This is a genomic window from Microbacterium sp. AB (genome assembly GCF_032878875.1).
GTDB lineage: Bacteria > Actinomycetota > Actinomycetes > Actinomycetales > Microbacteriaceae > Microbacterium > Microbacterium betulae.
This window is the reverse complement of sequence record NZ_CP118157.1, coordinates 3394237-3416731: the sequence shown is the minus strand read 5'-3', so window position 1 is coordinate 3416731 and position 22495 is coordinate 3394237. Positions and strand designations below refer to the sequence as shown.

The following is a 22495-nucleotide window of genomic DNA, read 5'->3' as shown; positions in this document are numbered from 1 at the left end:
GATCGACCCGGTTCGCACGCGGAACCGGGCCGATCCCGTCATCCGCGTGCCCGGGCGGCGCCGGGGCGTCGCGCCGTGGAGCCGCGGACCACGAGCTCGGGCTCCACGACGACGCGCTCGGGCGACGCGTCGTCCCGGATGAGCCGGTGGAGCAGCCGGAACGCCTCGCGGCCGAGCCGGCGGAAGTCGAGGCGCACGGATGTCAGGGGCGGCGAGAAGAAGGCCGATGACGGCATGTCGTCGACGCCGACGATGGAGAAGTCCGCGGGCGCCGTCAGGCCGCGGGCGGACATCGCGCTCATGACGCCGAGCGCGAGCTCGTCGTTCGCGGCGAAGACCGCGGTGAACGACGAGGGGTCCAGTGACCGGGCCGCGAGGAAGCCGGACTCCGCCGTCCAGTCCCGCGCGCCCTCGGCGACGAGGGGCTCGAGCCCCGCCGCCGCCATCGCCTCGCGGTAGCCGCGCTCGCGCTCGAACGCCTCGTTGCGCGTCCGCGGCCCCGCGACGTGGAGGACGCGCGTGTGGCCGAGCGAGAGGAGGTGCTCGGTCGCCTGCACGCCAGCGCCGTGGGAGTGCATGCTCGCCGACGCCAGGCCGCCGTGGGGACGTTCGGAGATCGTCAGCAGCGGGGTCGGGTCGCCGGGGTCCGGGAAGACCTCCTCGACGCCGAGGACGGGGGTCGCCACGATGATGCCGTCCACCTGGATCGAGAGGAAGCGCTCCAGCGACCGGCGCGCCTCCTCCTGCCATCCCTCCGCGGCGAAGTCGAGGTCCAGATGCGTCGTGGAGAGGTCGAACCCGACGGCCCGGGCCGTCTCGCTGAGGCCCGTCAGCAGGGTCGCCGTGCCGTGGTTCAACCCGCCCATCGAGAGCACGCCGACGGAGTCCGATCGGCGCGACCGCAGATTGCGCGCGGCGTGGTTCGGCCGGTACCCGAGCTCGTCGACCGCCGCCGAGATGCGCTCGCGCGTGTCGGCATGGACGTATCCGACGCCGGTGAAGAAGCGGGAGACGGTCTGCGCGGAGACCCCGGCCAGGCGTGCCACGTCCGACATGCTCGCGCGGCGGGCCGCCTTCGACGCTCCGCCCATCCGCTCGCCCCCTCGCGCCGCCGGCCACGATGAGACGTCACCGAGTTCCAGGCTATGGGTTTACGATCACCCATCTTGTAGGTTATCGTAACCCCAATTGGTCAACCGGTTCCCGCAGGCGTGAACCCCGGAAGAGAGTCATCGATGACGCTGATCCCAGAATCCGCACCTCGCGAGCACGTCCCCGCCGAAAGGCGCTGGCGACTCGGCGCGCAGCCGTGGCGGGCCGTCCCGTTCCCCGGCGCTCCCCGTGCGCGCGTGATCGTCGACAACGACTTCTCGGGCGACCCCGACGACCTCTTCCAGCTCGTCCACCACCTGCTGTCGCCCGGCGTGGAGATCCGGGCGGTCATCGGCTCGCACCTCCGGGAGGGCGATCCCTTCGACGCCGGTCCGCGCACGGCCGGCAACGCGGTGCGCGTCCTGCACGACGTGTTCTCCCGGCTCGGCCTCGCCTCGACGGAGGTCATCCACGAGGGGGCGAACGCCCCGCTCGCCGACCGCCGCACGCCGCAGCGGTCCCCGGCCGCGGACGCGATCGTCGCCGAGGCGCTGCGCGACGACGATCGCCCTCTCTACTACGTGGCCGGAGGCGGCCTCACCGACCTCGCCTCCGCCTGGCTCCTCGAACCGCGCATCGCGGAGCGGATGACCGTGATCTGGATCGGCGGCCGGGAGCACGACGGCCTCGCCGTGCCGCCGCCGGACGCGATGCCGGTGGAGTACAACCTCCTCATCGACGTCGTCGCGGGCCAGGTCGTCTTCACCGACTCGGATCTCGTCCTCTGGCAGGTGCCGCGCGACGTGTACCGTCAGTGCATCGTCTCGGACGCGGAGCTCCGGCTGCGGGTCGCCTCGACGGGGCCCGTGGGCGCGTACCTGTACGACGAGGTCGCCGCGGTCAACGCGCGCACGGCCGGCGAGGGCCGGGGGCCGGGGGAGACCTACGTGCTGGGCGACTCCCCGCTCGTGCTCCTCACGGCCCTCCAGTCGCTCTTCGAGGCCGACCCCGCGTCGAGCCGCCACGTCTCGATGCCGACGCCCGCGCTGGACGGGCACGGCCGCTACGAGGAGCGTCCGCAGGCGCGTCCGATGCGCGTCTACACGTTCGTCGACACGCGCCTCCTGTTCGAGGACCTCTTCCTCAAGCTCGCCGAGTTCGGCCGCTGGCAGCAGGGCGCCGGCCCGCGGGCCGGCGCGTCCGACCCCGCATCCCTCTAGAACACCACCCCATCGAGAACGGACAACACCATGGACAAGACGCGGACCCTGGGCATCGTCGCCCTCGGCGCAGCCGCCGCGACCGCGCTGGCCGGCTGCGCCGGCGGAGCGGACGACGCGGACGGCACGGAGCTGACCGTCTGGCTCACCACGCAGGAGCCGAACCAGCGCGAGGCCGTCGACGCGCTCGTCGCGGCGTACGAGGAGAAGGCAGACGTCACGATCACGGTCGAGGAGCGCTCGGTCGATCAGCACAAGGACGCCATGCGGCAGATCGCGGGGACCGACTCGGGCCCCGACGTCTACTGGTACTGGGAGGGCTCCGGGCTCGGCGGCGAGCTCGTCGACGTCGGGATGAGCCTCGACCTCACCGACTACTACGCGCAGTACGGATGGGAGGACCGCTTCACGCCGGCATCGCTCGCCGGGATCACGCAGTACGGCGGATTCCACGGCGTCCCGTGGACCCTGCAGGGTGAGGGGATCTACTACAACAAGGAGCTGTTCGCGCAGGCGGGCGTCGAGGACGTCCCGGCCACCTACGACGAGCTCGTCGACGCGGCCGATGCGCTCGTGGACGCGGGCATCACGCCCATCGAGTTCGGCGGCACCGTCAACTGGGACGTCATGCGCCTGCTCGACTCCCTCGTCGAGACGGAGTGCGGCGCTCAGACCGCGGACGAGCTCAACACGGGCGACGGCGACTGGGGCGCGGAGCCGTGCGTCACCGACGCCTTCACGGAGCTCGCCGCCTGGGGCGACGCGTACCTCAACGACGGCTTCATGGGCATCAGCAACGACGACGCGGCCCAGCTGTTCTTCTCGGGCCAGGCCGCCATGTCGCTCGAGGGCACGTGGTACAACGCGCAGGTCGTCGACAACGGGCTCGACCCGGAGGACGTCGGGATCTTCCCGTTCCCGACGGGGACCGACCGGCTCTACGGGTTCGGCGAGGCCTACTACGTGAACGCCGCGACCGACCATCCGGACGAGGCCGCCGCGTTCCTCGACTTCCTCACCTCCGAGGAGGGGCAGGAGATCGCCGGATCGAACTGGGGGGCGCTGTCGGTCAACAAGGACGTGCCGGTCGACGAGAGCAACCCCCTCAACGCGGTGTGGGCCGACGTCTTCGCCGCGTCGGACGCCGGCATGTACACGAACAACGACCAGAACTTCTCCACGGCCGAGACCACGGAGTACTGGCGCATCCAGAACTCCGTGCTGACGGGCGACCTCGACCCGGCCGACGCCGGCGCCGAGTTCCAGGCGTATCGGGACGCCAACGGCTGATGGCGACCGTCACGCTCGTCACGCAGGGGCGCACGCGACGGCGGACGCCGCCGAACCACCGGCTCAGCCGGGCGCTGCCGTACCTCGTCCCGACGCTCGTCCTCTACGGGTGGTTCCTCGTCTACCCGATGCTCGACGCCGTCCGGCTGTCGTTCTTCGAGTGGTCGGGATTCCGCACGGACGACCCGCGGTGGGTCGGCATCGACAACTACGTGCGCCTGTTCACCCAGGACGCCGTGTTCTGGACGGCGCTGCGCAACTCCGTCGTCTGGGTCGTGCTGTCGCTCGTCATCCCCACGGGGATCGCGCTGCTGCTCGCGCTCGGCCTCAACCGCAGGATGGTGGGCCGCAACCTCATGCGCGCGGTGTTCTACATCCCCGCCGTCTTCGCCTCGATCACGGTCGCGGCGATGTGGCGGTGGATCTACAACCCCACCCTCGGCTTCGTCAACCAGGCGCTGGCGGGCGTGGGCCTGGGCGACTGGGCGCAGTCGTGGCTCGGAGACCCGCGGTTCGCGCTCGCCTCGATCTTCGTGGCGAGCATCTGGCAGGGGGTCGGCTTCAGCATGGTGCTCTTCCTCGCGGGGCTGCAGACCGTGCCCGCCGAGCTCATGGACGCCGCGAAGGTCGACGGGGCCTCGACGTGGCAGCGGTTCCGCGCCGTCACGGTCCCGGCGCTCCGGCCGACGACGGTCGTCGTGGTCATCCTCACGATCATCAACGCGCTGAAGGTGTTCGACCTCGTCGTCGGCATGACCGGCGGCGGCCCGGCGCAGTCGACGCAGGTGCTCGCGCTGTGGTCGTACACGCAGTCGTTCGCGAACCACCAGTTCGGCATGGGCGGTGCGGTCGCGACCGTGCTGCTGATCGTCACGCTCGCCCTCGTCATCCCCTACATGGCGTGGTCGATGAGGGAGGAGGAGCGATGAGCACGACGGCCATCGCCCCGGCGCACGCCGCGTCCCGGCCCGCGGGCACGAGACGCTCGCCGAGGCGCGACTACGTCGGCATCGGCCTCTGGGCGGCGCTCGCCGTGACCGCCCTGCTGTGGTTCCTGCCGCTGTTCCTCATGTTCATGACCTCGGTCAAGGGTCCCGCCGACCTCAACACGCTGCCGATGTGGTCGCCGCCCTCGACGTGGGAGTGGTCGAACTACGCCTCCGCGGTCGACATCGGCGACTTCTGGGTCACGGCGGGCAACAGCCTCCTCGTCGCCCTCGTCAAGGTTCCGCTCGGGCTGCTCATCGCGGCCGCGACGGCGTTCGCGCTCGCGCGCATCCGCTTCCGCGGGGCCCGCGCGCTGCTGGGGATCATCGCGATCGGCTCCATGGTGCCCGTCCAGATCGGCCTCGGACCCCTGTTCAGCACGATGCTCGAGCTCGGGATGCTCGACTCCCTGTTCGGGCTCGTCCTGCCGTACCTGGCGTTCGGCATCCCCTACCAGATCTTCGTGCTCTACGGGTTCTTCCGCGGCATCCCCGACGAGCTCGAGGAGTCGGCACGGCTCGACGGGGCCTCGACGTTCCGCATCTTCCGGCAGATCGTCCTCCCGCTGGCGAAGCCCGCGCTCGCGGCGCTCTTCGTCCTCGACTTCGTCGCCACCTGGAACGAGTACGCGATGGCGACGACGCTGCTGCGCACGCAGTCGAACTGGACGATCCCGTTGGCCGTGCAGAGCTTCTCCGCGCAGCACGGGACGGACTACGGGCCGATGAACGCGTTCATCTTCCTGTCGGCCGTCCCCGTCCTCATCGTCTATCTGCTCTTCCAGCGCTACTTCGTCCAGGGCGCGCTGGCGGGGGCGGTCAAGGGCTGAGACGCGGTGCGGGAGCGCCGGTAACGGGAGGGACGGCCCCGGTCAAGCCCGTACCGCTCCGTCCGGCGCCGTGTGATCGTGGGTACCGGTGCGGTCGTGAGGATCGCACCGGCGCCGAGGCATGGAGGAAGTCGTGAGCATCGCAACGACGGAGGAGACGGCCGCGGTCGCTCCGTTCCACCCCCGCGGACCTCTCAGCGCCCGCGTCCTGTCGTATCTGACGGACGACGACCGGCCCGGCGAGGAGGCGCTCGTCCGCGCCGCGCGGGACGCCGTGGCGGCGTCGGACGACGTCGTGCGCGACGGCGACCTCCAGGTCGCGCTGTTCGCGCTGTACTGCAGCATGTACGGCACGGTGGAGGCGTTCGGCGCCGACGACGAGTGGGACCCCGCCCTCCTCCGCACGCGCCGGGTCGTGGAGGTCGCCTTCGAGCGGCAGCTGCGCCGCATCGTCCCGCAGCCTGCGCTCCCCGCGCCCACGCGCGAGGCGGTCGCCTCGGAGCTGTTCGCGCTGACGGGCGAGGACGCGGGCCCGAGCCTCGCCCGCTTCCTCGCGAAGAAGGCCACGGCGGCGCAGGCACGCGAGTTCCTCGTGCAGCGGTCGGTCTACACGCTGCGGGAGGCCGATCCGCACTCCTGGGCGATCCCGCGTCTCACCGGCCGTCCGAAGGCGGCGATCGTGGAGATCCAGTCGGACGAGTACGGCGGCGGCCGGCCGGAGCGCGTGCACGCCGCGATCTTCGCGAAGGCCATGCGGGGCGCCGGCCTCAGCGACTCCTATGCGGAGTACGTCGACCTCGTCCCGCCCGTCACGCTCGCCTCGCTCAACATGATGTCGATGTTCGGGCTCAACCGGAGGCTGCTCGGGGCGATCGTCGGTCACCTCGCCGCGTTCGAGATGACCTCGTCCATCCCGAACCGCTTCTCCGCCGACGGGCTCCGCAGGCTCGGGTTCGGGGAGGACGTGACCGACTACTTCGACGAGCACGTCGAGGCGGACGCCGTGCACGAGCAGATCGCGGGGCGCGACCTCGCCGGGTCGCTGGCGGAGGACGACCCCCGTCTCCTCGCCGACATCATGTTCGGCGCGGCGGCCTGCCTCGCCGTCGACGGGATGGTCGGGGCGCACATCCTGGACGCGTGGCGCGCCGGTCGGTCGTCGCTGACCGAGCCGTTGGACGCGTGATGCCGGGCGATCCCGTGCGCATCACGGCCTGCCCCGACGGGCCCCTGCTCGTCCGCGGCGACGTCGACCTCGTCGCCGACGACGGGACGCCCATCCCCCGCAGGCGCCGGACGATCGCGCTCTGCCGCTGCGGCGTCTCGGCGATCAAGCCGTTCTGCGACGGCACGCACAAGGCCGTCGGCTTCCGCGCGGACTGAGGCGCGCCGTCGGGACGCGGACGGCTTCCGCGCCGTCGTCATGCTCCGGAGGCGAGGGGCGTCATCCGATCGGCCGTCCCGGCCCGCGGTCTCCGTCCATCGCGCGACGGCCGGCGCTCGCGCCGGGCAGCGCGGAGCTCGAGCGTCGACGCGCTCGCCGCGACGACGAGGGGGAGGGCGAGGAGAGCGCCGAGGATGCCGGAGAGCGTGCCGCCGACGAGGGTCACCAGGAGCACGACGACCGCCGGCATCGCCACCGTCCTGCCGATCACGCGGGGAGCGATCACGTATGCCTCGACGGCCATGTAGACGAGGTACCAGACGGCGAGCGTCACCCAGGGGACCGGGTCGGCCGGCGCGATCAGCGCCTGCGCGCCGATCACGATCGCCGCGCCGAGCGGGATGCCGATGAGCGGGATGAGGGCGCACACGAGCGCCACCGCGGCGAACAGGAGCGGGAGCGCCGACCCGGTGGCGAGCAGCAGGAGGAGGCTCAGCGCGCCGTTGAGGAGCGCGAGGAAGAGCTGTCCGAGGAAGTACTGGCCCACGGCGTCGGTGACGCGCCGGGCGATGCGGATGCCCGTGCGCCGATGAGCACGGGGCAGGGTCGCGACGAGCTGACCGCGGAACCACCGGCCCGAGGCCAGGAAGTACATCGTGAGGACGAGGACCATCGTCGTCAGGAAGACGCCGTTCCCGATGGCGGCGCCCGCGCCCACGACCCCCTGGGAGACGGTCTGCATGGTCGCTCCCGACGCCAGCCCGGCGATCATGCCGTCCAGCACGGCCCGCACGTCCACGAGCGCGGCCGGCACGAACCGCTGCGCGTCGGCGGCGATGGCGTCCACCGCGCCGGATGCGGCGAACTCGTCGGCCCGCGCGAGGAGCTGCGTCGTCTGCTCCACCACCGCGGGGACGATGAGGAGCAGGATGCCGGCCAGCGCGATCAGGACCGTGCACGCGACGGCGGCGACGGCGAGGGGGCGCGGCAGCCGCATCCTCTGGAACACGCCGACGAGGGGCGCCAGTCCGATCGCGAAGAACGCGGCGAGCCCGATGCACCACATCACGGGAGCCAGGGGGCCGAGCAGCGTCCACGCGGTGTGGACGGTGAGCGCGCCCAGGGCGATCAGCAGACCCGTGCGGTACGGGCGGACGAGGAGGAGACGGCGGGATCGGGGAGCGGCAGCAGGCATAGTCCGGCACGCTAGTCACAGGTCGGCCTGCGACGCGTCACCCCATCGGCTCAAGCGTCCGCCCCCGGCGTAGCATCCGAGCGGGACCGCGACCTACTGCTCGCCGGCCCGGACGATGCCGGTCTCGTAGGCGAGCACGACCGCGTGGACGCGGTCGCGCAGCCCGAGCTTGTTCATGACCCGGCTCACGTGCGTCTTGGCGGTCTGCTCGGCGATGAAGAGGGTCTTGCCGATCTCGGCGTTGGACCTGCCGCGCGCCAGCTGCTCGAACACGTCCCGCTCGCGCTCGGTGAGCTCGTTGAACACGGTCTGGGACTTCAGCCGCGCGGGGGCGCTCTCGGCGAACTGCTCGATGAGCCGCCGGGTCACCCGGGGTGCGAGGAGGGCGTCTCCGGCGTGCACGGTCTCCACGGCGGCGATGAGGGTCTCCGCCTCGGAGTCCTTGAGGAGGAAGCCGCTGGCTCCCGCTCGGAGGGCGTCGTAGACGTAGTCGTCGAAGTCGAAGGTGGTGAGCATGATGACCGCGGGCACGTTCCCTGCCCCCTCGGGGTGGACGATGCGGCGGGTGGCGTCGATGCCGTTGACGTTCGGCATGCGGATGTCCATCAGGATCACGTCCGGGTGGAGCACCCTGTTGCGCTCGATCGCCTCCTGTCCGTCTCCGGCCTCGCCCACCACGGCGATGCCGGGGTGGGCGTTCAGGATGGCCGACACGCCCAGACGGTACATGGGCTGATCGTCGACGACGAGGACCTTGATGCTCACTCCGACTCCTCTCCCGCCGTCGTCGGCAATCGCGCCGCGACGAGGTATCCACCATTCTCCAGCGGACGCTGCTCGACCTCGCCCTTCAGCAGCGCGACGCGCTCGCGCATGCCGCGGAGCCCGTGTCCCCCCGTCTCCGCGATCCGGCGGGCGGGTGCGTCGGACGGCGGCGGCGGGTCGTTCCGGATCCTCACGTCCAGCGCGAGGGGGCCTCGCCGCAGCGTCACCTGCACCGCGGCGTGCGGGGCGTGGCGGATGACGTTGCTGAGCGCCTCCTGGACGATCCGGTACGCCGTCAGCTCGACCAGGGGGCTCACGGCCCCCGGCTCGACGTCGCTGGAGAACGCGACGGGGCTGCCGACCTTCTCCGTGCTGCGGATGAGATCGGGGATGTCCGCGACGGTCGGCTGAGGCGCGTAGAAGGCCTTCTCGTCCTCGGGGTGGAGCGCGGCGAGCAGCTGCCGCATCTCGCCGAGCGCGGCTCGCGCGGATCGGGCGATGTCGGTGAACTCCCCCTGTGCTGCGGGGAGGTCGGCGACGCGATAGCGGGCGGACTCGGCCTGGATGTGCACGATCGACATGCTGTGCGCGACGACGTCGTGAAGCTCGCGCGCGATCCGCGCCCGTTCCTCGACCGCCGCGCGGCGGGCCTGCTCGAGCTCGACGTCGCGCTTCGCGTCGGCGATGATCCGGCGGACGCGGCCGCGCTGACCGACCGTGATGGAGACGGCGAGCGCGATGAGCGTGACCGTGACGCTGACCATCACGTCGACGCCCCATTCGGACAGCGAGGTCAGGTCCCCGTCGCTGAGAACGACCACGACGGTCATCGCGAGGAAGCTCAGCCACCACGCGGAGACGGACACGATCCACTCCTCGCGCAGCCCCAGCACGATGAGGATCGCGGTCAGCGCGAGCAGGTTCGGGACGGGCACGGGCCAGAAGTCGTCCTCCAGGCTTCCGCGTGTGAGCCAGCCGATGAGCATGATGCCGACGACGTGCACGATCATCGCGCAGCGGGGCAGCCGCACCGCCAGGGGCAGCGTGACGCACTGGACGCTCGCGAGCAGGAACGCGACCGGGAGCGCGAGGTCGTAGTCGACCACCAGGCTCGGCACGGACACCCAGAACAGGACGACCGCGCCGGCGACCAGGGCGATCCATCCTCGGATCATGAGGGTGCGAGGACGGGGTCCTCGTCGGCCCTCGACGAGCCGGACCAGCTGCCGCAGGGGACGCGAGCGGGGCGATTCGGTCACGCGTTCTCCCTCCGCGGCGCGGATGCTCGTCTCCAGGCTAGGGCCCGGTCCACCGCGATGCCGCCGACGACGGCGATCGCGGACGCGAGGATCGTCGCCGTGAGCGGCTCGGCCGAGAGGAAGGCGACGACGAGGATCGCGATCGTCACCGAGACGAACGCCCATGCCGTCGCGCTCGCGAGGCTGAGGAGCAGGTACCTCGGGTAGGCGAGGCGGGTGGCGCCGGCCGTCATGTTGACGAGGACGCGCGCGACGGGGATGAATCGCCCGGTGAGGAGGATGCTCTCGGGGCGACGGTGGAACCCGTGCCGGACTCGGGCGGCGCCCTCGGCGACGCGTTCCCCCCTCATCCCGGGCAGGGGCGCCATGCCCAGTCTGCGACCGATCGCATAGGCGATGTTGTCGCCGACCCACGCGCCCGCGGTCGCCGTGACGACGACGAGCACGGTCGTCTGGGGGCTCGTGGCCCAGGTGATCGATGCCGCGGCGATCAGCACCAGCTCGCTCGGCATCGGAGGGAAGAAGCCGTCGACGACGCACACGAGGAGGAGCACGGCGTACATCCACGGCGAGGCGACGGCGTCCACCAGGGACGTCTCGAGCATCGAGAGCAGCCCTAGGAGGTCCATTCGCCGCCCCGCGGGGACTCCTGGTGCACCAGGACGTCGTTCCCGCCGCCGGCGTTCCGTCGCCTCGCGCCCCACCGGCGCACGATCCGGACGGCGATCGTCGCCACCGCGTACGCCGTCGCGAGCAGCGCGATGAGCGCGTTGAGGGCGAACACCCCGATGGCCGACAGGATCCGGACGGGGAGAGCGGATGCGGAGATCATGCGCGAGCCTCGCCTCCGATCGGGATCCACGTGGAGCGGCGTGCCCTGCTGCGCCACCGCGCGGTCCATCGACGGTGCGGCAGCTGCTGCGGCAGGTGGAGCGAGAAGGTGTGGACGGCGCGTGAGAGACGCCGTCCGAACGCGGTGAGGCTGTCGAAGGGACGCGCGGAGATCCCGACGACGAGGGAGCGGTCCAGGATGACGCGCGAGGCCGGGGGCAGCCGGTAGCTGAGGTCCATGTCGTCGTGGATCTCGCTGTCGTCGCGGGGGACGGAGGCGCTCAGCGCGCGCCAGGCGTGCGCCCGGACGGCGCAGTTCGACCCGAACAGCACGTTGTGGCCGAGCAGCGGCCGCATCGAGAGGAAGTAGCCGCCGACGTAGATCCTCCGGGCGAGTGCGCCGCGCACGCCGTGGAGGTCGTAGAACGTCGCAGGCCCCGTGACGGCCACCGCGTCGGGGGCGGAGGCGAGGGATCGCTCGATGCGGGCGACCCACGTGGGCGGGAGCAGCGAGTCGGCGTCGCATCGTGCGATCACCGTCCCGCGCGCGACGTCGAAGCCGTGGGAGGAGGCGGCGGTGATGCCGCGTCGCCGTTCGTGCACGACGGTCGCGCCGAAGGCCCGGGCCACGGCGACGCTGTCGTCGGTGCTGCCGTTGTCGACGACGATCACCTCGTCGGGCCGGCGGGTCTGCGCGGCGAGCGACGCGAGACACCGCTCGAGGAGTCGTGCGTCGTCCAGAACCGGGATGACCACCGAGATCGTCTCGTTCATGCGATCGCCGCCCGAGGCGCGGGAGCGATCGAGCGCAGCACGCGCGCCCACCAGTAGACGCTCTGGAGCAGCGCCTGCGGGACGCGGAGGTGCCAGTCGTCGATGCGATGCGCGGCGTAGGTGCGCTCGAACCGCTCCGTGTAGGCGCGGAACGACTCCCGCGAGGTCGAGAGACGTCGTGCCGACACGTCCGCGCGCATGGCGCCGTCGTAGGCGACGGCGACGTTCGCGTCGTAGAGATGCACCGAGAGGTCGATGTCCTCGTGGAGCACGTCCTGACGGTCGCGGCACGCCTCGTGCTCGATCGCGCGCCAGGCCGTGGCGCGGATGGCCATGTTGCACCCGTACAGGAACGGGTAGCGCTTCCCGAGCCGGCGCAGCGCCCGGCGGGCGAGGTCGTCCGACAGGCCGCGAGGGGCGCGGAACGGGAGGTCGTAGTACGTGACCGGTCCGGAGACGGCCCCGACCGCGGGGTCGGTCATCGTCTCGGCGACGCGGGCGACCCAGTCCCGCAAGACCACGGTGTCGGCATCGATCCGGCCCAGGACATCGCCCGAGGCCGCCTCGAAGCCGAGGTTGCGGGTGGGGACGAGGCCGAGCTCCTCCGACTGGTCCAGCACGCGGATCCCGGCCTCGGGGTGCCGACGTGCGATGCGCCGCGCGAGCTCGGCCGTGGCATCGGTCGACCGGTTGTCGATCACGAGGATCTCCCGCGCGGGGACGACCTGATCGATCGCGGCCTTCAGGCAGCGCTCGATCACCGCTTCCTCGTTGTGCGCCGGGATGACGATCGAGACGCTGGGAGCCCTGCCCGGCGTCGTCGCGGGAGTCGGGACGGAGGGGGGAGGGAGAAGAGAGAGCATGTGCGTTTCCTTTCGCGGTGTGTGCCGGGAAGACGGGGAGGGGAGTGTGGCCGGGGGCCTCCGCCCGCCGTATCGTCTTGCCCGTACGGACGGGTGACGGCGGCCGTCAGCGTCGGCGTCGGATGTGCGACCTCATGCCGCGGGCCAGACGGACGAGGGCCGATGCGACGAATCCGACGAGCAGCACGACGAGGCCGACGGCGAACAGCACGATGTGCAGCAGGCCGATGGCGAGGCGTCGCCAGCCGTGTGCGTGCGACGCCTCCTCCGCCTCGGAGGGCGCCGGAGCCGGCCATGCGTCCTGCGTACGAGGCCGTGGCGGGTCCGGGAGTGCGAGCGAGGTCTTCATGCGGGCACCGTACGAAGACGGCGCCCCCTCCCGAATCCCCCGTCGGGCTCGACCGGGTGCTACCGGCGTACCGTTCGGGCCGTCCGGCGTCCGCAGGGTCTTGTGACACCGGCATCCGCGTGCCTACTATCTGCGTATGCCTGAAGATTCGAAGATGTGCACATTCGGCCCGGCGAGCCCGTACGTCGATCTGGCGGCCGAGGTGTTCTCACTGCTGTCGGATGCGACGCGGATCAGGATCATCCTGGCGCTGCGCTCGGGCGAGCTTCCCGTGGGCGAGCTGGCGGAGCGGGTGGGGAAGCCCCCGACGGCGGTGTCGCAGCATCTGGCGAAGCTGCGCTGGGGCAGGATCGTCAGCGCGCGTCAGGACGGCACGCGCGTGTTCTACAGCCTCGTCGACGAGCACGCCCGGCAGCTCGTGACGCACGCGGTGTTCCAGGCCGAGCACGTCGTCGGCGACGATCTGCCCGGACACCACCTCGGCGAGCGGGGACTGCCGACGAGAGCCGGGGACACGGACGGCTCCGCCCCGTGAGCGTGTCGGCCGAACCGCGGGCGGCGGCGGACGGCGGGCGGGAGCGGAGCCTGTGGAGCCGCATCGACCGCGGCGATCTGATCCGCACGCTGTTCGTCGCCGTCTGCGCGATCGCGGTGGCCTCCGGGCTGACCGGGCCGTGGCCGGCCGTGCCGGCCCTCGCGGTGGTCGGGCTCGTCGTCGGATGCCGGGCGATCCTCGTCGAGGCGTGGGAGGACCTCAGGGGACGGCGGATGAGCATGGAGCTGTCCATGCTCATCGCGATCGCGGCCGCCGCCGCGATCGGCGAATGGGTCACCTCGCTCGTGATCACGACGTTCGTGCTCGCCGCCGAGATCCTCGAGGACCTGTCGATGGGGCGCGGACGCGACGCTCTCACCGACCTGATGGCGTTCCTCCCCGATGCGGTGCAGGTCCGCGACGGCGGCGACGTCGTCACGATGCCGCTCGCGCGCGTGCAGCGGGGGCAGATCGTCGTGGTCGGTCCCGGCGGGCGCATCCCCGTCGACGGGACGGTCGTGGCCGGCCGGTCCACGGCCGACCAGTCCCGCATCACCGGCGAGTCGCTGCCGGTCGACATCGCCGTCGGCAGCGAGGTGTTCGCCGGGTCGATCAACCAGGTCGGCGCCGTCGAGGTGCGCGCCGAGCGCGTGGGCGCGGACTCCTCCTACGGACGCATCGTGGAGTCGGTGCGGCAGGCGCAATCCTCCGAGCCGCCCGTGCAGCGCCTCGCGGACCGGCTCGCCGCATGGCTCGTCTCCCTCGCGCTCGCGGGCGCGGCGGTCACGTTCCTCGTCACCCGGGACGTGACCGCGACGATCTCCGTGGTCGTCGTGGCCGGTGCCTGCGGCATCGCCGCAGGCACCCCGCTCGCGGTCCTGTCCGCGATCGCGCGCATCGCCCGGTCGGGCGCCTTCGTCAAGGACGGCGCGCACCTCGAAGCGCTCTCCGCCGTCGACACCGTGGTGTTCGACAAGACCGGCACCCTCACCACCGGCACCCCGACGGTCGTCGGCGTCCGCACCGTGGACGGGACGACCGCAGAGGGACTGCTCGTGCTCGCCGCCGCTGCCGAGTCCTCCTCCGAGCATCCCCTCGGCCGGGCCGTCGTCGCCCACGCCCGTGCGCAGGGGCTGCCGGTCGGGCCGTCGGCGGGCTTCGCCTACGAGCCCGGCCGCGGCGTGACCGCGACCGTCGCCGGACGCGCCGTCACGGCGGGCAATCGCGCTCTCGTCCCCGACGCCCCCGAGACCCTCGAGGGCCAGGGCACCGCCACGGCCGTCCACGTCGCGCTCGACGGGCGATACGCGGGGAGCGTCCTGCTGGCCGACGTCATCCGCGACACCGCCAGGCAGGCGGTCGCCGAGCTGCGCGGGCATGGCCTGAGGACGCTGATGATCACGGGCGACCAGGAGGCCACAGCCCTCGCCGTGGCGGCGGAGCTGGGCATCGACGACGTCCGCGCCGGGCTCCTGCCCGACGAGAAGCTGAGCGCGATCGACGCCGAACGCGCCGCCGGGCGCACGCTCGCGATGGTCGGCGACGGCGTCAACGACGCCCCCGCGCTCGCCCGCGCCGACGTCGGCATCGCGATGGGCAGCGGCACGGACATCGCCCGGGAGAGCGCGGACATCGTGCTGATCAGCTCCGATCTGGACGACCTCGTGCGCACCGTGCGCGTCGCGCGTCGCGCCCGCCGCATCGTCATGGTCAACTTCGCCGGCACCATCGTCGTCGACCTGATCGGCATGGTCCTGGCCGCGTTCGGGCTGCTCGGCCCGGTGCTCGCGGCGTTCGTGCACGTCGGCAGCGAGACCGCGTTCATCCTCAACTCCGCTCGCCTCATCCCCGCCCGTCGCACCCGCCAGGGGCGGGATCGGGTGACGTGAGCACGCCGGGGACGGTGTCGACGCCCTCTCCGACCGGGGGGGATGCGAGGTCACCCCGGCGCACGACGTCCGCGGCGGCGCGCACCGAGGTCCATGACGCCCACCGCGAGGGCGAGCGCCACGAAGAGCGCGACGGCGAGCATGCCGAACGCGTAGGCGTGCTGGTACACCGCGAGGTCGGTGCTCTCGCCGGAGCCCGTCTCCTCGTAGATGGAGGAGTAGAAGAACGACAGCCCGACGGCCGTTCCGACGGCGCCGCCGATGCGCTGGCCCAGCTGCCCGACCGAGCCGGCGGAGCCGGCCTGCCGCACGGGGATCTCGGCGAGCGTGAGCGTCTGGTTCGGCGTCATGACGAGCCCCCCGCCGACGCCGGCGACGGCCATCGCGGCCGCCATCGCCCAGGGGGTGGCCGCCGCGGGCGTCACGAGGGTGGCGAGCACGAGCAGCCCCACGCCCGCGAGCACGGTCACGAGCCCCCACACGACGAGCGGCCGGCCGATGCGATCGATGAGGCGGCCCCCTATCCACGCCGTCGCCGCGCTCAGCAGCGCGAAGCTGATGCTCACCATCCCGGCGAAGACGGGGGCGAGGCCGATGCCGTGCTGCAGGTAGAGGGTGGTCAGCAGGAGCATCGCGGGATTCGCGGCGAAGTACGCGCTCGCGAGGATCATCCCGTTGCGGTAGGAGAGGATGCGGAAGAGCCGCGGCGGGATGAGCGGCTGGCGCCCCGATGCCGCATAGCGGCGCTCCCAGGCCGCGAACACGGTGGCCGCCACGACGAAGACGACGAGCAGCCACCATCGGGCGGGATCGTCGTCAGGCGATCCCGTCGTGAAGAGGAAGGGCCACAGGAGCGTGAGCACGGCCGCCCCGAACAGCAGCAGCCCGACGGGGTCGAGCTCCAGCCTGCGGGTCGAGGCCGTCCGCGTCCGCGGAAGCAGCCAGATCGCGAGGGCGAGGGTGGCCAGCGCGAGCGGCACGTTCATCCAGAAGATGCCGCGCCAGCCGTCCTCGGGGCCGCCGATCGCGATCGCGAGACCGCCGAGCGTGGGGCCGATCGCCATGGTGATGCCGACCATGACGCCGAAGACGCCGAACGCCCTGGCCCGCTCCGCTCCCTGGAAGAGCGCCTGGATGAGGCCGAGCGCCTGGGGCATCTGGATGCCCGCGCCCACCCCCTGCGCGAGCCGTGCGGCGAGCAGCGCCTCCGAGGTGGGCGCCAGCGCGCACGCGAGGCTCATGAGCGTGAAGACCGTCAGCCCGACGATGAACAGCGTGCGGCGCGATCGCTGGTCCCCGATGCGCCCCGCAGGCACGAGCGCGAGGCCGAACGTGAGCACGTAGCCGGCGACGACGAGCTGCAGCTCGGTCGAGCTCGCGCCGAGCGCGTCCTCGATCGACGGCAGCGCGACGTTGACCTTCGTGAGGTCGAGCACCGTGAGGGCCGTCACGGCGATGCAGACGCCGAAGGCGCGCCAGCGCTGCGGCGGGGTGAGCGGGATCTCCCGCGTGTCCGGGGAGGGCAAGGCCGCCGGCCCTACGCCGGGTCGGCGGCGACGGCGCTGAGCCCGGCCACGTCCTCCGCGGCCCCGCCCGGAGACGGGAGTCGTCCCCGCAGGCGGTCGAGGAGCGCCCGGGGATCGGCCGGCGCCGCGTCGGCGCGCCAGACGACGTGCTGGTCGTCGCGGACGATGACGTACCCGTGCCGGTACGCCGCGGGCGCGAGACGGCGGTCGACGTCGATCACCTTCAGGGGCACGCCTGCCGCGGCCGCCTCGTCCACGAGGTCGGCGAGCCCGGAGGGATCGCCGAGGCTCAGCGCCGTGTAGCCGAGCCCGAGCTCGTCGTACAGCGACACCCCGTCCGCCAGCCAGAAGTGAGGGGCACGGCATCCGGGCACGGTCGACTCCGTGTAGGAGCCCATCGTGTAGGCGGGAGCGGGCTCCCCGTCGTACACGATCACGGGCGAGTGCGCGTAGGAGTACCCGTAGTTAAGCCCCGCCGCGGCGAACTGCTCGACGTTCAGCGCGTACGCCTGCTCCCCGAGACGGCGTCGCGCGGCGCGGCCGGCGTCGGTGGCGTCCTCGATCTCGGGCGGGACCTCGCCCTGCGCGATCTTGCGCTGGTGGCCCATCGCGAACCGCGAGACCTGATCGGTGATGGGGAGCCGCTCCGCCTCGTACGCGTCGAGGATGCCGTCGGCGGCCCAGCCGGCGATGCGGGCGCCCAGCGCCCACGTGAGGTTCAGCACGTCCGCGATGCCGGCGTTCATGCCGAACCCGGCGTACGGCACCCACAGGTGCGCGGCGTCGCCCGCGATGAAGACACGGCGGTCCCTCAGCCGATCGGCGACCAGGCGGCGTGCGATCCAGTCCTCCTCCGAGACCACCTCGTAGTCGAACGACGCGTCGACGCCGAGGATCGTGCGGATCGCGGCATCGCGGTCCACGCCCGACCCGTCGCCCTCCCCGGCGCTCAGGTAGTTGTGGACGAGGAAGACCTCGTCGCCGTCGATGGCGTACACGTGCCCGTTGCGCCGCGGGTTGAACGTGTAATAGGCCCATGCGCGCTCGCCGGGCAGGAGGTCGTACAGGCGCGGCGCGCGGATGCACGTCGACTGGACCCGCTGGAGGACGGGGTCGCCGTGGAACGCCGCGCCGATCCTCTTGCGCACGGCCGAACGCCCGCCGTCGGCGCCGATGAGGAAGCGGCCGCGGAGAACCCGCTCCGCCCCGTCGCGATCCGCGATCCGCACCGAGACGCCGTGCTCGTCCTGCTCGAGACCGAGATACCGGGTCTCGTTGAGCAGCGTCACCCGCGGCAGGCCGGCGGCGTGCTCCATCAGGATCGGCTCCAGGTACTTCTGGTTCACGCGGTGGGGCGGCTCGGGCGTGGCCCAGTCGGCGTCGGGCCCGGCGGGGCGGGAGGCGCGCTGCACGGTCGACGGGATCGGGATGCGACCGAGCTCCCGGCCCGTCATGGTCGTGCGGAAGGCGATGTCCTGCGGGTAGTCGGCGGGGAGGCCGGCGGCGCGCACCCGGTCCGCGATCCCGAGCCGGCGGAACCGCTCCATCGTCCGCGACGCCACGTGGTTGCACTTCACGTTCGGCGCCTCGAGGTAGCGTCGCGACTCGATCACGACGGAGCGGATGCCCCGCGCGTCGAGGTCCATGGCCGCCGTCAGGCCCACGGGACCTCCGCCGATGATGACGACGTCGGCGTCGAAGGTCTCGGTCATGGTGTGTCCTCTCGTCCTCTCCCGACGGGGCGGCCGGCGCTCAGGCGATCCCCCGGGCGATCGTGCCCAGGTGCTCGAGCATGAGCGCCCGCGCGCGGTCCTCGTCGTGGTCCCTGATCGCGTCCGCGATCTCCTGGTGCTTCCGGGTGCTGCGGCTGGCGCGCTCGGCGTTCGTCTGCGAGGAGTACACCTCGTACCGCGGCCGGGAGAGCGCCCTCACGCTGGCGGCGATCGCCGCATTGCCGCTCATCGAGCCGATGCGGGAGTGGAACTCGAGCGCCACGGGGTTGTACCTCTCCGCGTCGTCGTGGTGCTCGGCGGCCTCGTCGATGAGCGACTGCAGCTCGGCGACCAGCTCGTCGGTGCACGCGCGCGCGGCGAGCGCCGCGGCGGCGGGCTCCACCGCGTACTGCGCGTCCAGCAGGTCCGCCGGGGTCATGCCGTGCATGTGCAGCTGCACCGAGAGCGCATCGGCGAACTGCTCGATGCCGTCGTCGCCGCCGGACGGGTCGTCGTTCCGGCCCAGCTCGCGGTATCCGCCCGACCAGTACAGCAGCGGCTCGCCGCTGCTGCCGCCCGCGGCGACCACCTCGCCCACCAGGATGACGTGGTCGCCGCCCTCCAGGGTCGTGTGCACACGGCAGTCGAACCAGCTCAGGGCGCCGTCGATGATGGGCGCCCCCGTCGACTCGACATGGGCGGCGATGCCCTCGAACCGCTCGCGCGAGCGGCCGCGTCCCCTCGTGGAGAAGTAGCGCGAGACCTCCTCCTGCTCGCGTGCGAGGACGTTGACGGCGAGGATGCCGCTCTCGTCGATGTCCGGGAGGATGGCGCTCGCGGTGTTGATCGACACCGTCACCAGCAGCGGATTGAGCGACAGGGACACGAACGACGTCGCGGTGACGCCGTACACGTGCTCGCCGTTGCGGGTGGTGACGACCGTCACCCCCGACGCGAACCTTCCCGCCGCCTGCCGGAATTCGTCGATCATCTCGGGCACGGAGTCGATTGACATGTCCTCATCACCTCGTCGTGTTCGGCGCCGGGTCCGGCGCGCCATGGGTTCGGTCGTGCACGGGTCTCACCGGCGCCCCGGCGGCGTGCGGGAGGTGACCCACTGCCAGTAGGTGAACTCGTCGAGGTTCCAGTGGCCGCCGTAGCGCCCCCCGTTGCCGGACTGGCCCATCCCGCCCATGGGGATGTGCGCCGCGTCGTTGATCGTCTGCCCGTTGATGTGCACCATCCCGGTGCGAAGCCGGCCGGAGATCGCGAGCGCCCTGCCCAGATCCCTCGTGTGGATCGCTGCGGACAGGCCGTAGGGGGTGGCGCCCGCGAGCCTGATCGCCTCGTCGTCGGTCGAGAAGCGCGTCACCGGCGCGACGGGGCCGAAGATCTCCGCCTGGAACGCGGCGTTGTCCCGATCGACCCCGTCGAGCACGGTCGGCGCGTAGAACGGCCCCTCGTGATGTCCGCCCGTCCTGACGACCGCTCCTGCCGCGACGGCGTCGTCGACCACGCCCTGGACGCGATCGGCCTGGCGGACGTCGATGAGGGGCCCCAGGGTGACGCCGCTCCGCCTCGGATCGCCGACGCGCAGCGACTCCGCGAACTCGACCAGGCGTCGCACGTACTCGTCGGCGACCGACTCGTGCACGAGATGCCGCCCGGTGGCCATGCAGATCTGCCCCTGGTGCGAGAACGTGCCGCGCTGGGCGTGGGCGAGCGCGTCGTCGAGGTCCGCGTCGTCGAGCACGATGAACGCGTTGTTGCCGCCGAGCTCGAGCACGACGCGCTTGAGCAGCCCTCCGGCGACCTCACCGACCCGGCGGCCGGCCGCCGAGGAGCCCGTGAAGGAGATCATGTCCGTGTGGGGGGAGCGCACGAGCGCCTCGCCCGCCTCGGCGCCGCCCGCGACGACCTGGAGCACCCCGTTGGGCAGCCCCGCCGCACGGAAGACGTGATCGATCACCGCGCCGCCGGTCAGCGCCGTCTTCACGTCGGGCTTGACGATCACGGCGTTGCCGAGCGCCAGCGCCGGCGCGATCGAGCGCATCGAGAGCATGAGGGGCGCGTTCCAGGGAGCGATGACCCCCACGACGCCGACGGGGACGCGGCGGGCCAGGCTCAGCGTCGAGGGGTCGTCGTGCGGGAGCAGCTCGCCGTAGGGCTGATCGGGAAGGCCGGCGGCGGCGCGGAGCTCGTCGATGGTCTTGTCGATCTCGTGGGACGCCTTGCTGCGCAGCGCCCCGGTCTCCCTCATCATGAGGGGCACGAGGTCGTCCCGGAGGTCCTCGAGGGCGCGCTCCGCGCGGCGGAGGACGTCGATGCGGCTGCGGAACGACGTGTCGGCCCACGCGGGCTGCACGGCCGCGGCGACGGCGCCCGCCCGCTCCACGTCCGCCTCGCTCGCGAGGGCGACGCTGCCGATGCGCTCGCCGGTGGCGGCGTCGACGATCGTCCCGGTGCCGCCCGATCCCGTGCCCCACGCGTCGACGGGGATGGGACCGAACCGGATGGCGGTGTCACTGACCGATGTCATCGGGACCTCCTCGTCGCGAATGCGGCTCTCGCCGTCTGAACACTAACCGGGCGGGGAATCGATACCCATACGCGCGGAGACCGAAATCCCCCGCGGCCACTCCGACATGGTGTCGGGCGCATCCCCCTGCGCCGTCCTCCGTCATCGATCCTGCGCGCGTGAGCGCGCGGACCGGTCGTCGATGCCGCGCAGCCGGTACTCGTCGAGGGTCGTCGACCCCGCACGCAGCGCGGTCATGATCGCCTCCTCCTTCGCGACGCGGGCGGCGGCGTTCTCGACGGTCTCGGGGTAGGAGGACCGCGGCACGCACACGACGCCGTCGGCGTCGGCGACGATGACGTCTCCGCGCGACACCGAGACGCCGCCGAACGCCACGGGCTCGCCCAGGACCCCCGACCAGCGTTTGGCGGTGCCGCGCACGGCGATCGAGGTGCTGAACACGGGGAAGCCGAGCTCGGCCTGCTGCGCCGTGTCGCGCACGCCGCCCGCGATGACGAGCCCGGCGATGCCGCGCGAGAGCGCGCCGACCGCCATCACCTCGCCCCAGTGCCCGTGCACGGCGTCGTGCGCGTCGGCGACGATGACGTCCCCGGGCTCCGCCTCGACGATCGCCCAGTGCAGGGCGAGGTTGTCGCCGGGGGCGACGACGACTGGATACGCGCGGCCGACGATCGTCGCCCCCGCCCAGGCGGGGCGAAGCGACGCGGGCAGCGCGCTGGGCTCCGGGCAGGCCTCGTGGAGCGTCGCCGAGCCCCACCGGATCAGCCGGTCCGCGTCGGCGAGCGCGCCCATCACGCGTCTCCCCGGCGCTGCAGGGTGTGGTACCCCTGCCGGGCACGGGCCTCGGCGAGCGTCGCGCCCCCCAGGACCGCCTCGAGGATCCTGTCCTCCCGGGCGTCGATCTCGGCGGCGATGCGCAGCACCTCCTCCTCGGCGTCGCGCGGGATCACCACGACGCCGTCGTCGTCGCCGACGACGAGGTCCCCCGGATGGATCTTGACGCCCGCGACGTCGACCGGCTCCTGCACCGCGGCGACCTCGACCCGGTCCTTGCCCGTGCGCATGTACCGTCCCCGGCTGTAGACGGGGTAGCCGAGATCGAGAGCGCGGGACACGTCGCGGCAGACGCCGTCGATCACGGTGCCGGCGACGCCCTTGGCGTTCGCGATCGCGGTGAGGATGTCGCCCCACACGGTCGCGTCCGTGCGGCCCTTGTTGTCGAGCACGACGACCTGGCCGGGCTCGACGTCGTCGAGGTAGTCGCCCACGGTGCCGGGCGGGGATCCCGCCGCCACATAGCGGACGGTGAAGGCGCGTCCGATCACGCGCTGCCCGGCTGCCAGCGGGGCGATCCCCAGCAGGCATCCGTCGCGTCCGACCTTGTCGAGCGCATCCGCGAGAGTGGCGGTGGAGGTGGTCAGGATGTCGTCCGACGTCTTCGTCGTGGTCACGGTGT

General features: G+C 72.3%; 23 protein-coding genes. 8 read left to right on the top strand and 15 right to left on the bottom strand.

The features are described 5' to 3' along the window. Positions 1 to 38: 38 nt before the first annotated feature. Positions 39 to 1046, bottom strand: a complete 1008-nt coding sequence (locus N8K70_RS16090) for a LacI family DNA-binding transcriptional regulator (protein ID WP_317139364.1) — start codon at positions 1044 to 1046, stop codon at positions 39 to 41. 189 nt (positions 1047 to 1235) lie between these two features. Between N8K70_RS16090 and N8K70_RS16085 the strand changes: the two genes are divergently transcribed. From N8K70_RS16085 to N8K70_RS16060, 6 genes are all read left to right on the top strand, one after another. Further along, entirely contained in the window at positions 1236 to 2312 is a 1077-nt protein-coding gene (locus N8K70_RS16085) for a nucleoside hydrolase (RefSeq protein ID WP_317139363.1), read from the top strand. 30 nt (positions 2313 to 2342) lie between these two features. Further along, positions 2343 to 3602 carry an ABC transporter substrate-binding protein gene (locus tag N8K70_RS16080; RefSeq protein ID WP_317139362.1) on the top strand — a complete coding sequence of 420 codons (1260 nt, stop codon included), beginning with the start codon at positions 2343 to 2345 and terminating at the stop codon, positions 3600 to 3602. Then, positions 3602 to 4531 (top strand): carbohydrate ABC transporter permease, encoded by a 930-nt coding sequence (locus N8K70_RS16075; RefSeq protein WP_317139361.1) that lies wholly within the window; start codon positions 3602 to 3604, stop codon positions 4529 to 4531. The genes N8K70_RS16080 and N8K70_RS16075 overlap by 1 nt, the downstream gene beginning before the upstream one ends. Beyond that, a complete protein-coding gene (locus N8K70_RS16070; RefSeq protein ID WP_317139360.1) occupies positions 4528 to 5418 on the top strand; it encodes a carbohydrate ABC transporter permease in 891 nt (296 codons plus the stop codon). The genes N8K70_RS16075 and N8K70_RS16070 overlap by 4 nt, the downstream gene beginning before the upstream one ends. 133 nt (positions 5419 to 5551) lie before the next feature. Beyond that, positions 5552 to 6604 (top strand): iron-containing redox enzyme family protein, encoded by a 1053-nt coding sequence (locus N8K70_RS16065; RefSeq protein WP_394357788.1) that lies wholly within the window; start codon positions 5552 to 5554, stop codon positions 6602 to 6604. Next, on the top strand, positions 6604 to 6801 hold the full coding sequence (locus N8K70_RS16060; protein WP_317139359.1) for a CDGSH iron-sulfur domain-containing protein: 198 nt from the start codon (positions 6604 to 6606) through the stop codon (positions 6799 to 6801). Before N8K70_RS16065 ends, N8K70_RS16060 begins: the two co-directional genes overlap by 1 nt. A gap of 38 nt (positions 6802 to 6839) precedes the next feature. Here the strand turns inward: N8K70_RS16060 and N8K70_RS16055 are convergent, their stop codons facing one another. From N8K70_RS16055 to N8K70_RS16020, 8 genes are all read right to left on the bottom strand, one after another. Then, positions 6840 to 7997, bottom strand: a complete 1158-nt coding sequence (locus N8K70_RS16055; protein WP_317139358.1) for an AI-2E family transporter — start codon at positions 7995 to 7997, stop codon at positions 6840 to 6842. Positions 7998 to 8090: 93 nt separating this feature from the next. Further along, positions 8091 to 8762, bottom strand: coding sequence for a response regulator transcription factor (locus tag N8K70_RS16050; protein WP_317139357.1), 672 nt, complete (start codon positions 8760 to 8762; stop codon positions 8091 to 8093). Then, a complete protein-coding gene (locus tag N8K70_RS16045) occupies positions 8759 to 10021 on the bottom strand; it encodes a sensor histidine kinase (RefSeq protein WP_317139356.1) in 1263 nt (420 codons plus the stop codon). Before N8K70_RS16045 ends, N8K70_RS16050 begins: the two co-directional genes overlap by 4 nt. Continuing rightward, the gene (locus N8K70_RS16040; protein ID WP_317139355.1) at positions 10018 to 10626 is read right to left on the bottom strand and encodes a DedA family protein; all 609 of its coding nucleotides are present in this window, start codon (positions 10624 to 10626) and stop codon (positions 10018 to 10020) included. Before N8K70_RS16040 ends, N8K70_RS16045 begins: the two co-directional genes overlap by 4 nt. 11 nt (positions 10627 to 10637) lie before the next feature. Then, positions 10638 to 10853, bottom strand: a complete 216-nt coding sequence (locus N8K70_RS16035; RefSeq protein WP_317139354.1) for a hypothetical protein — start codon at positions 10851 to 10853, stop codon at positions 10638 to 10640. Continuing rightward, positions 10850 to 11626 (bottom strand): glycosyltransferase family 2 protein, encoded by a 777-nt coding sequence (locus N8K70_RS16030; RefSeq protein ID WP_317139353.1) that lies wholly within the window; start codon positions 11624 to 11626, stop codon positions 10850 to 10852. The genes N8K70_RS16035 and N8K70_RS16030 overlap by 4 nt, the downstream gene beginning before the upstream one ends. After that, a complete protein-coding gene (locus N8K70_RS16025) occupies positions 11623 to 12489 on the bottom strand; it encodes a glycosyltransferase (RefSeq protein WP_317139352.1) in 867 nt (288 codons plus the stop codon). The genes N8K70_RS16030 and N8K70_RS16025 overlap by 4 nt, the downstream gene beginning before the upstream one ends. 106 nt (positions 12490 to 12595) lie before the next feature. Further along, positions 12596 to 12838, bottom strand: coding sequence for a hypothetical protein (locus N8K70_RS16020; protein WP_317139351.1), 243 nt, complete (start codon positions 12836 to 12838; stop codon positions 12596 to 12598). Positions 12839 to 12974: 136 nt separating this feature from the next. On the opposite strand from N8K70_RS16020, the gene N8K70_RS16015 reads away from it, so the two are divergent. Both N8K70_RS16015 and N8K70_RS16010 read left to right on the top strand, forming a co-directional pair. Beyond that, positions 12975 to 13373, top strand: coding sequence for an ArsR/SmtB family transcription factor (locus N8K70_RS16015; RefSeq protein ID WP_317139350.1), 399 nt, complete (start codon positions 12975 to 12977; stop codon positions 13371 to 13373). Next, positions 13370 to 15262 carry a heavy metal translocating P-type ATPase gene (locus N8K70_RS16010; RefSeq protein ID WP_317139349.1) on the top strand — a complete coding sequence of 631 codons (1893 nt, stop codon included), beginning with the start codon at positions 13370 to 13372 and terminating at the stop codon, positions 15260 to 15262. Before N8K70_RS16015 ends, N8K70_RS16010 begins: the two co-directional genes overlap by 4 nt. A 50-nt stretch (positions 15263 to 15312) precedes the next feature. Here N8K70_RS16010 and N8K70_RS16005 read toward each other — a convergent pair whose 3' ends face one another. From N8K70_RS16005 to N8K70_RS15980, 6 genes are all read right to left on the bottom strand, one after another. Beyond that, the gene (locus tag N8K70_RS16005; RefSeq protein WP_317139348.1) at positions 15313 to 16788 is read right to left on the bottom strand and encodes an MFS transporter; all 1476 of its coding nucleotides are present in this window, start codon (positions 16786 to 16788) and stop codon (positions 15313 to 15315) included. Positions 16789 to 16799: 11 nt separating this feature from the next. After that, positions 16800 to 18500: an FAD-dependent oxidoreductase gene (locus tag N8K70_RS16000; protein WP_317139347.1), complete on the bottom strand. Its 1701-nt coding sequence runs from the start codon at positions 18498 to 18500 to the stop codon at positions 16800 to 16802. Between the two features lie 40 nt (positions 18501 to 18540). Next, the gene (locus N8K70_RS15995; RefSeq protein ID WP_317139346.1) at positions 18541 to 19515 is read right to left on the bottom strand and encodes a flavin reductase; all 975 of its coding nucleotides are present in this window, start codon (positions 19513 to 19515) and stop codon (positions 18541 to 18543) included. A gap of 66 nt (positions 19516 to 19581) precedes the next feature. After that, on the bottom strand, positions 19582 to 21039 hold the full coding sequence (locus N8K70_RS15990) for an aldehyde dehydrogenase family protein (protein WP_317139345.1): 1458 nt from the start codon (positions 21037 to 21039) through the stop codon (positions 19582 to 19584). A gap of 141 nt (positions 21040 to 21180) precedes the next feature. After that, the gene (locus N8K70_RS15985; RefSeq protein ID WP_317139344.1) at positions 21181 to 21831 is read right to left on the bottom strand and encodes an RraA family protein; all 651 of its coding nucleotides are present in this window, start codon (positions 21829 to 21831) and stop codon (positions 21181 to 21183) included. Beyond that, positions 21831 to 22490 carry an RraA family protein gene (locus N8K70_RS15980; protein ID WP_317139343.1) on the bottom strand — a complete coding sequence of 220 codons (660 nt, stop codon included), beginning with the start codon at positions 22488 to 22490 and terminating at the stop codon, positions 21831 to 21833. Before N8K70_RS15980 ends, N8K70_RS15985 begins: the two co-directional genes overlap by 1 nt. Positions 22491 to 22495: the final 5 nt, after the last annotated feature.

What these genes read in the sequence shown, in the direction of transcription:
- N8K70_RS16060 (WP_317139359.1), top strand. Translation starts at nt 6,604, where the DNA reads ATGCCGGGCGATCCCGTGCGCATCACGGCCTGCCCCGACGGGCCCCTG.
- N8K70_RS15990 (WP_317139345.1), bottom strand. Translation starts at nt 21,039, where the DNA reads ATGACATCGGTCAGTGACACCGCCATCCGGTTCGGTCCCATCCCCGTC.
- N8K70_RS16040 (WP_317139355.1), bottom strand. Translation starts at nt 10,626, where the DNA reads ATGCTCGAGACGTCCCTGGTGGACGCCGTCGCCTCGCCGTGGATGTAC.
- N8K70_RS16070 (WP_317139360.1), top strand. Translation starts at nt 4,528, where the DNA reads ATGAGCACGACGGCCATCGCCCCGGCGCACGCCGCGTCCCGGCCCGCG.
- N8K70_RS16030 (WP_317139353.1), bottom strand. Translation starts at nt 11,626, where the DNA reads ATGAACGAGACGATCTCGGTGGTCATCCCGGTTCTGGACGACGCACGA.
- N8K70_RS16055 (WP_317139358.1), bottom strand. Translation starts at nt 7,997, where the DNA reads ATGCCTGCTGCCGCTCCCCGATCCCGCCGTCTCCTCCTCGTCCGCCCG.
- N8K70_RS15995 (WP_317139346.1), bottom strand. Translation starts at nt 19,515, where the DNA reads ATGTCAATCGACTCCGTGCCCGAGATGATCGACGAATTCCGGCAGGCG.
- N8K70_RS16035 (WP_317139354.1), bottom strand. Translation starts at nt 10,853, where the DNA reads ATGATCTCCGCATCCGCTCTCCCCGTCCGGATCCTGTCGGCCATCGGG.
- N8K70_RS16020 (WP_317139351.1), bottom strand. Translation starts at nt 12,838, where the DNA reads ATGAAGACCTCGCTCGCACTCCCGGACCCGCCACGGCCTCGTACGCAG.
- N8K70_RS16085 (WP_317139363.1), top strand. Translation starts at nt 1,236, where the DNA reads ATGACGCTGATCCCAGAATCCGCACCTCGCGAGCACGTCCCCGCCGAA.
- N8K70_RS15985 (WP_317139344.1), bottom strand. Translation starts at nt 21,831, where the DNA reads ATGGGCGCGCTCGCCGACGCGGACCGGCTGATCCGGTGGGGCTCGGCG.
- N8K70_RS16080 (WP_317139362.1), top strand. Translation starts at nt 2,343, where the DNA reads ATGGACAAGACGCGGACCCTGGGCATCGTCGCCCTCGGCGCAGCCGCC.
- N8K70_RS16015 (WP_317139350.1), top strand. Translation starts at nt 12,975, where the DNA reads ATGCCTGAAGATTCGAAGATGTGCACATTCGGCCCGGCGAGCCCGTAC.
- N8K70_RS16000 (WP_317139347.1), bottom strand. Translation starts at nt 18,500, where the DNA reads ATGACCGAGACCTTCGACGCCGACGTCGTCATCATCGGCGGAGGTCCC.
- N8K70_RS16025 (WP_317139352.1), bottom strand. Translation starts at nt 12,489, where the DNA reads ATGCTCTCTCTTCTCCCTCCCCCCTCCGTCCCGACTCCCGCGACGACG.
- N8K70_RS16075 (WP_317139361.1), top strand. Translation starts at nt 3,602, where the DNA reads ATGGCGACCGTCACGCTCGTCACGCAGGGGCGCACGCGACGGCGGACG.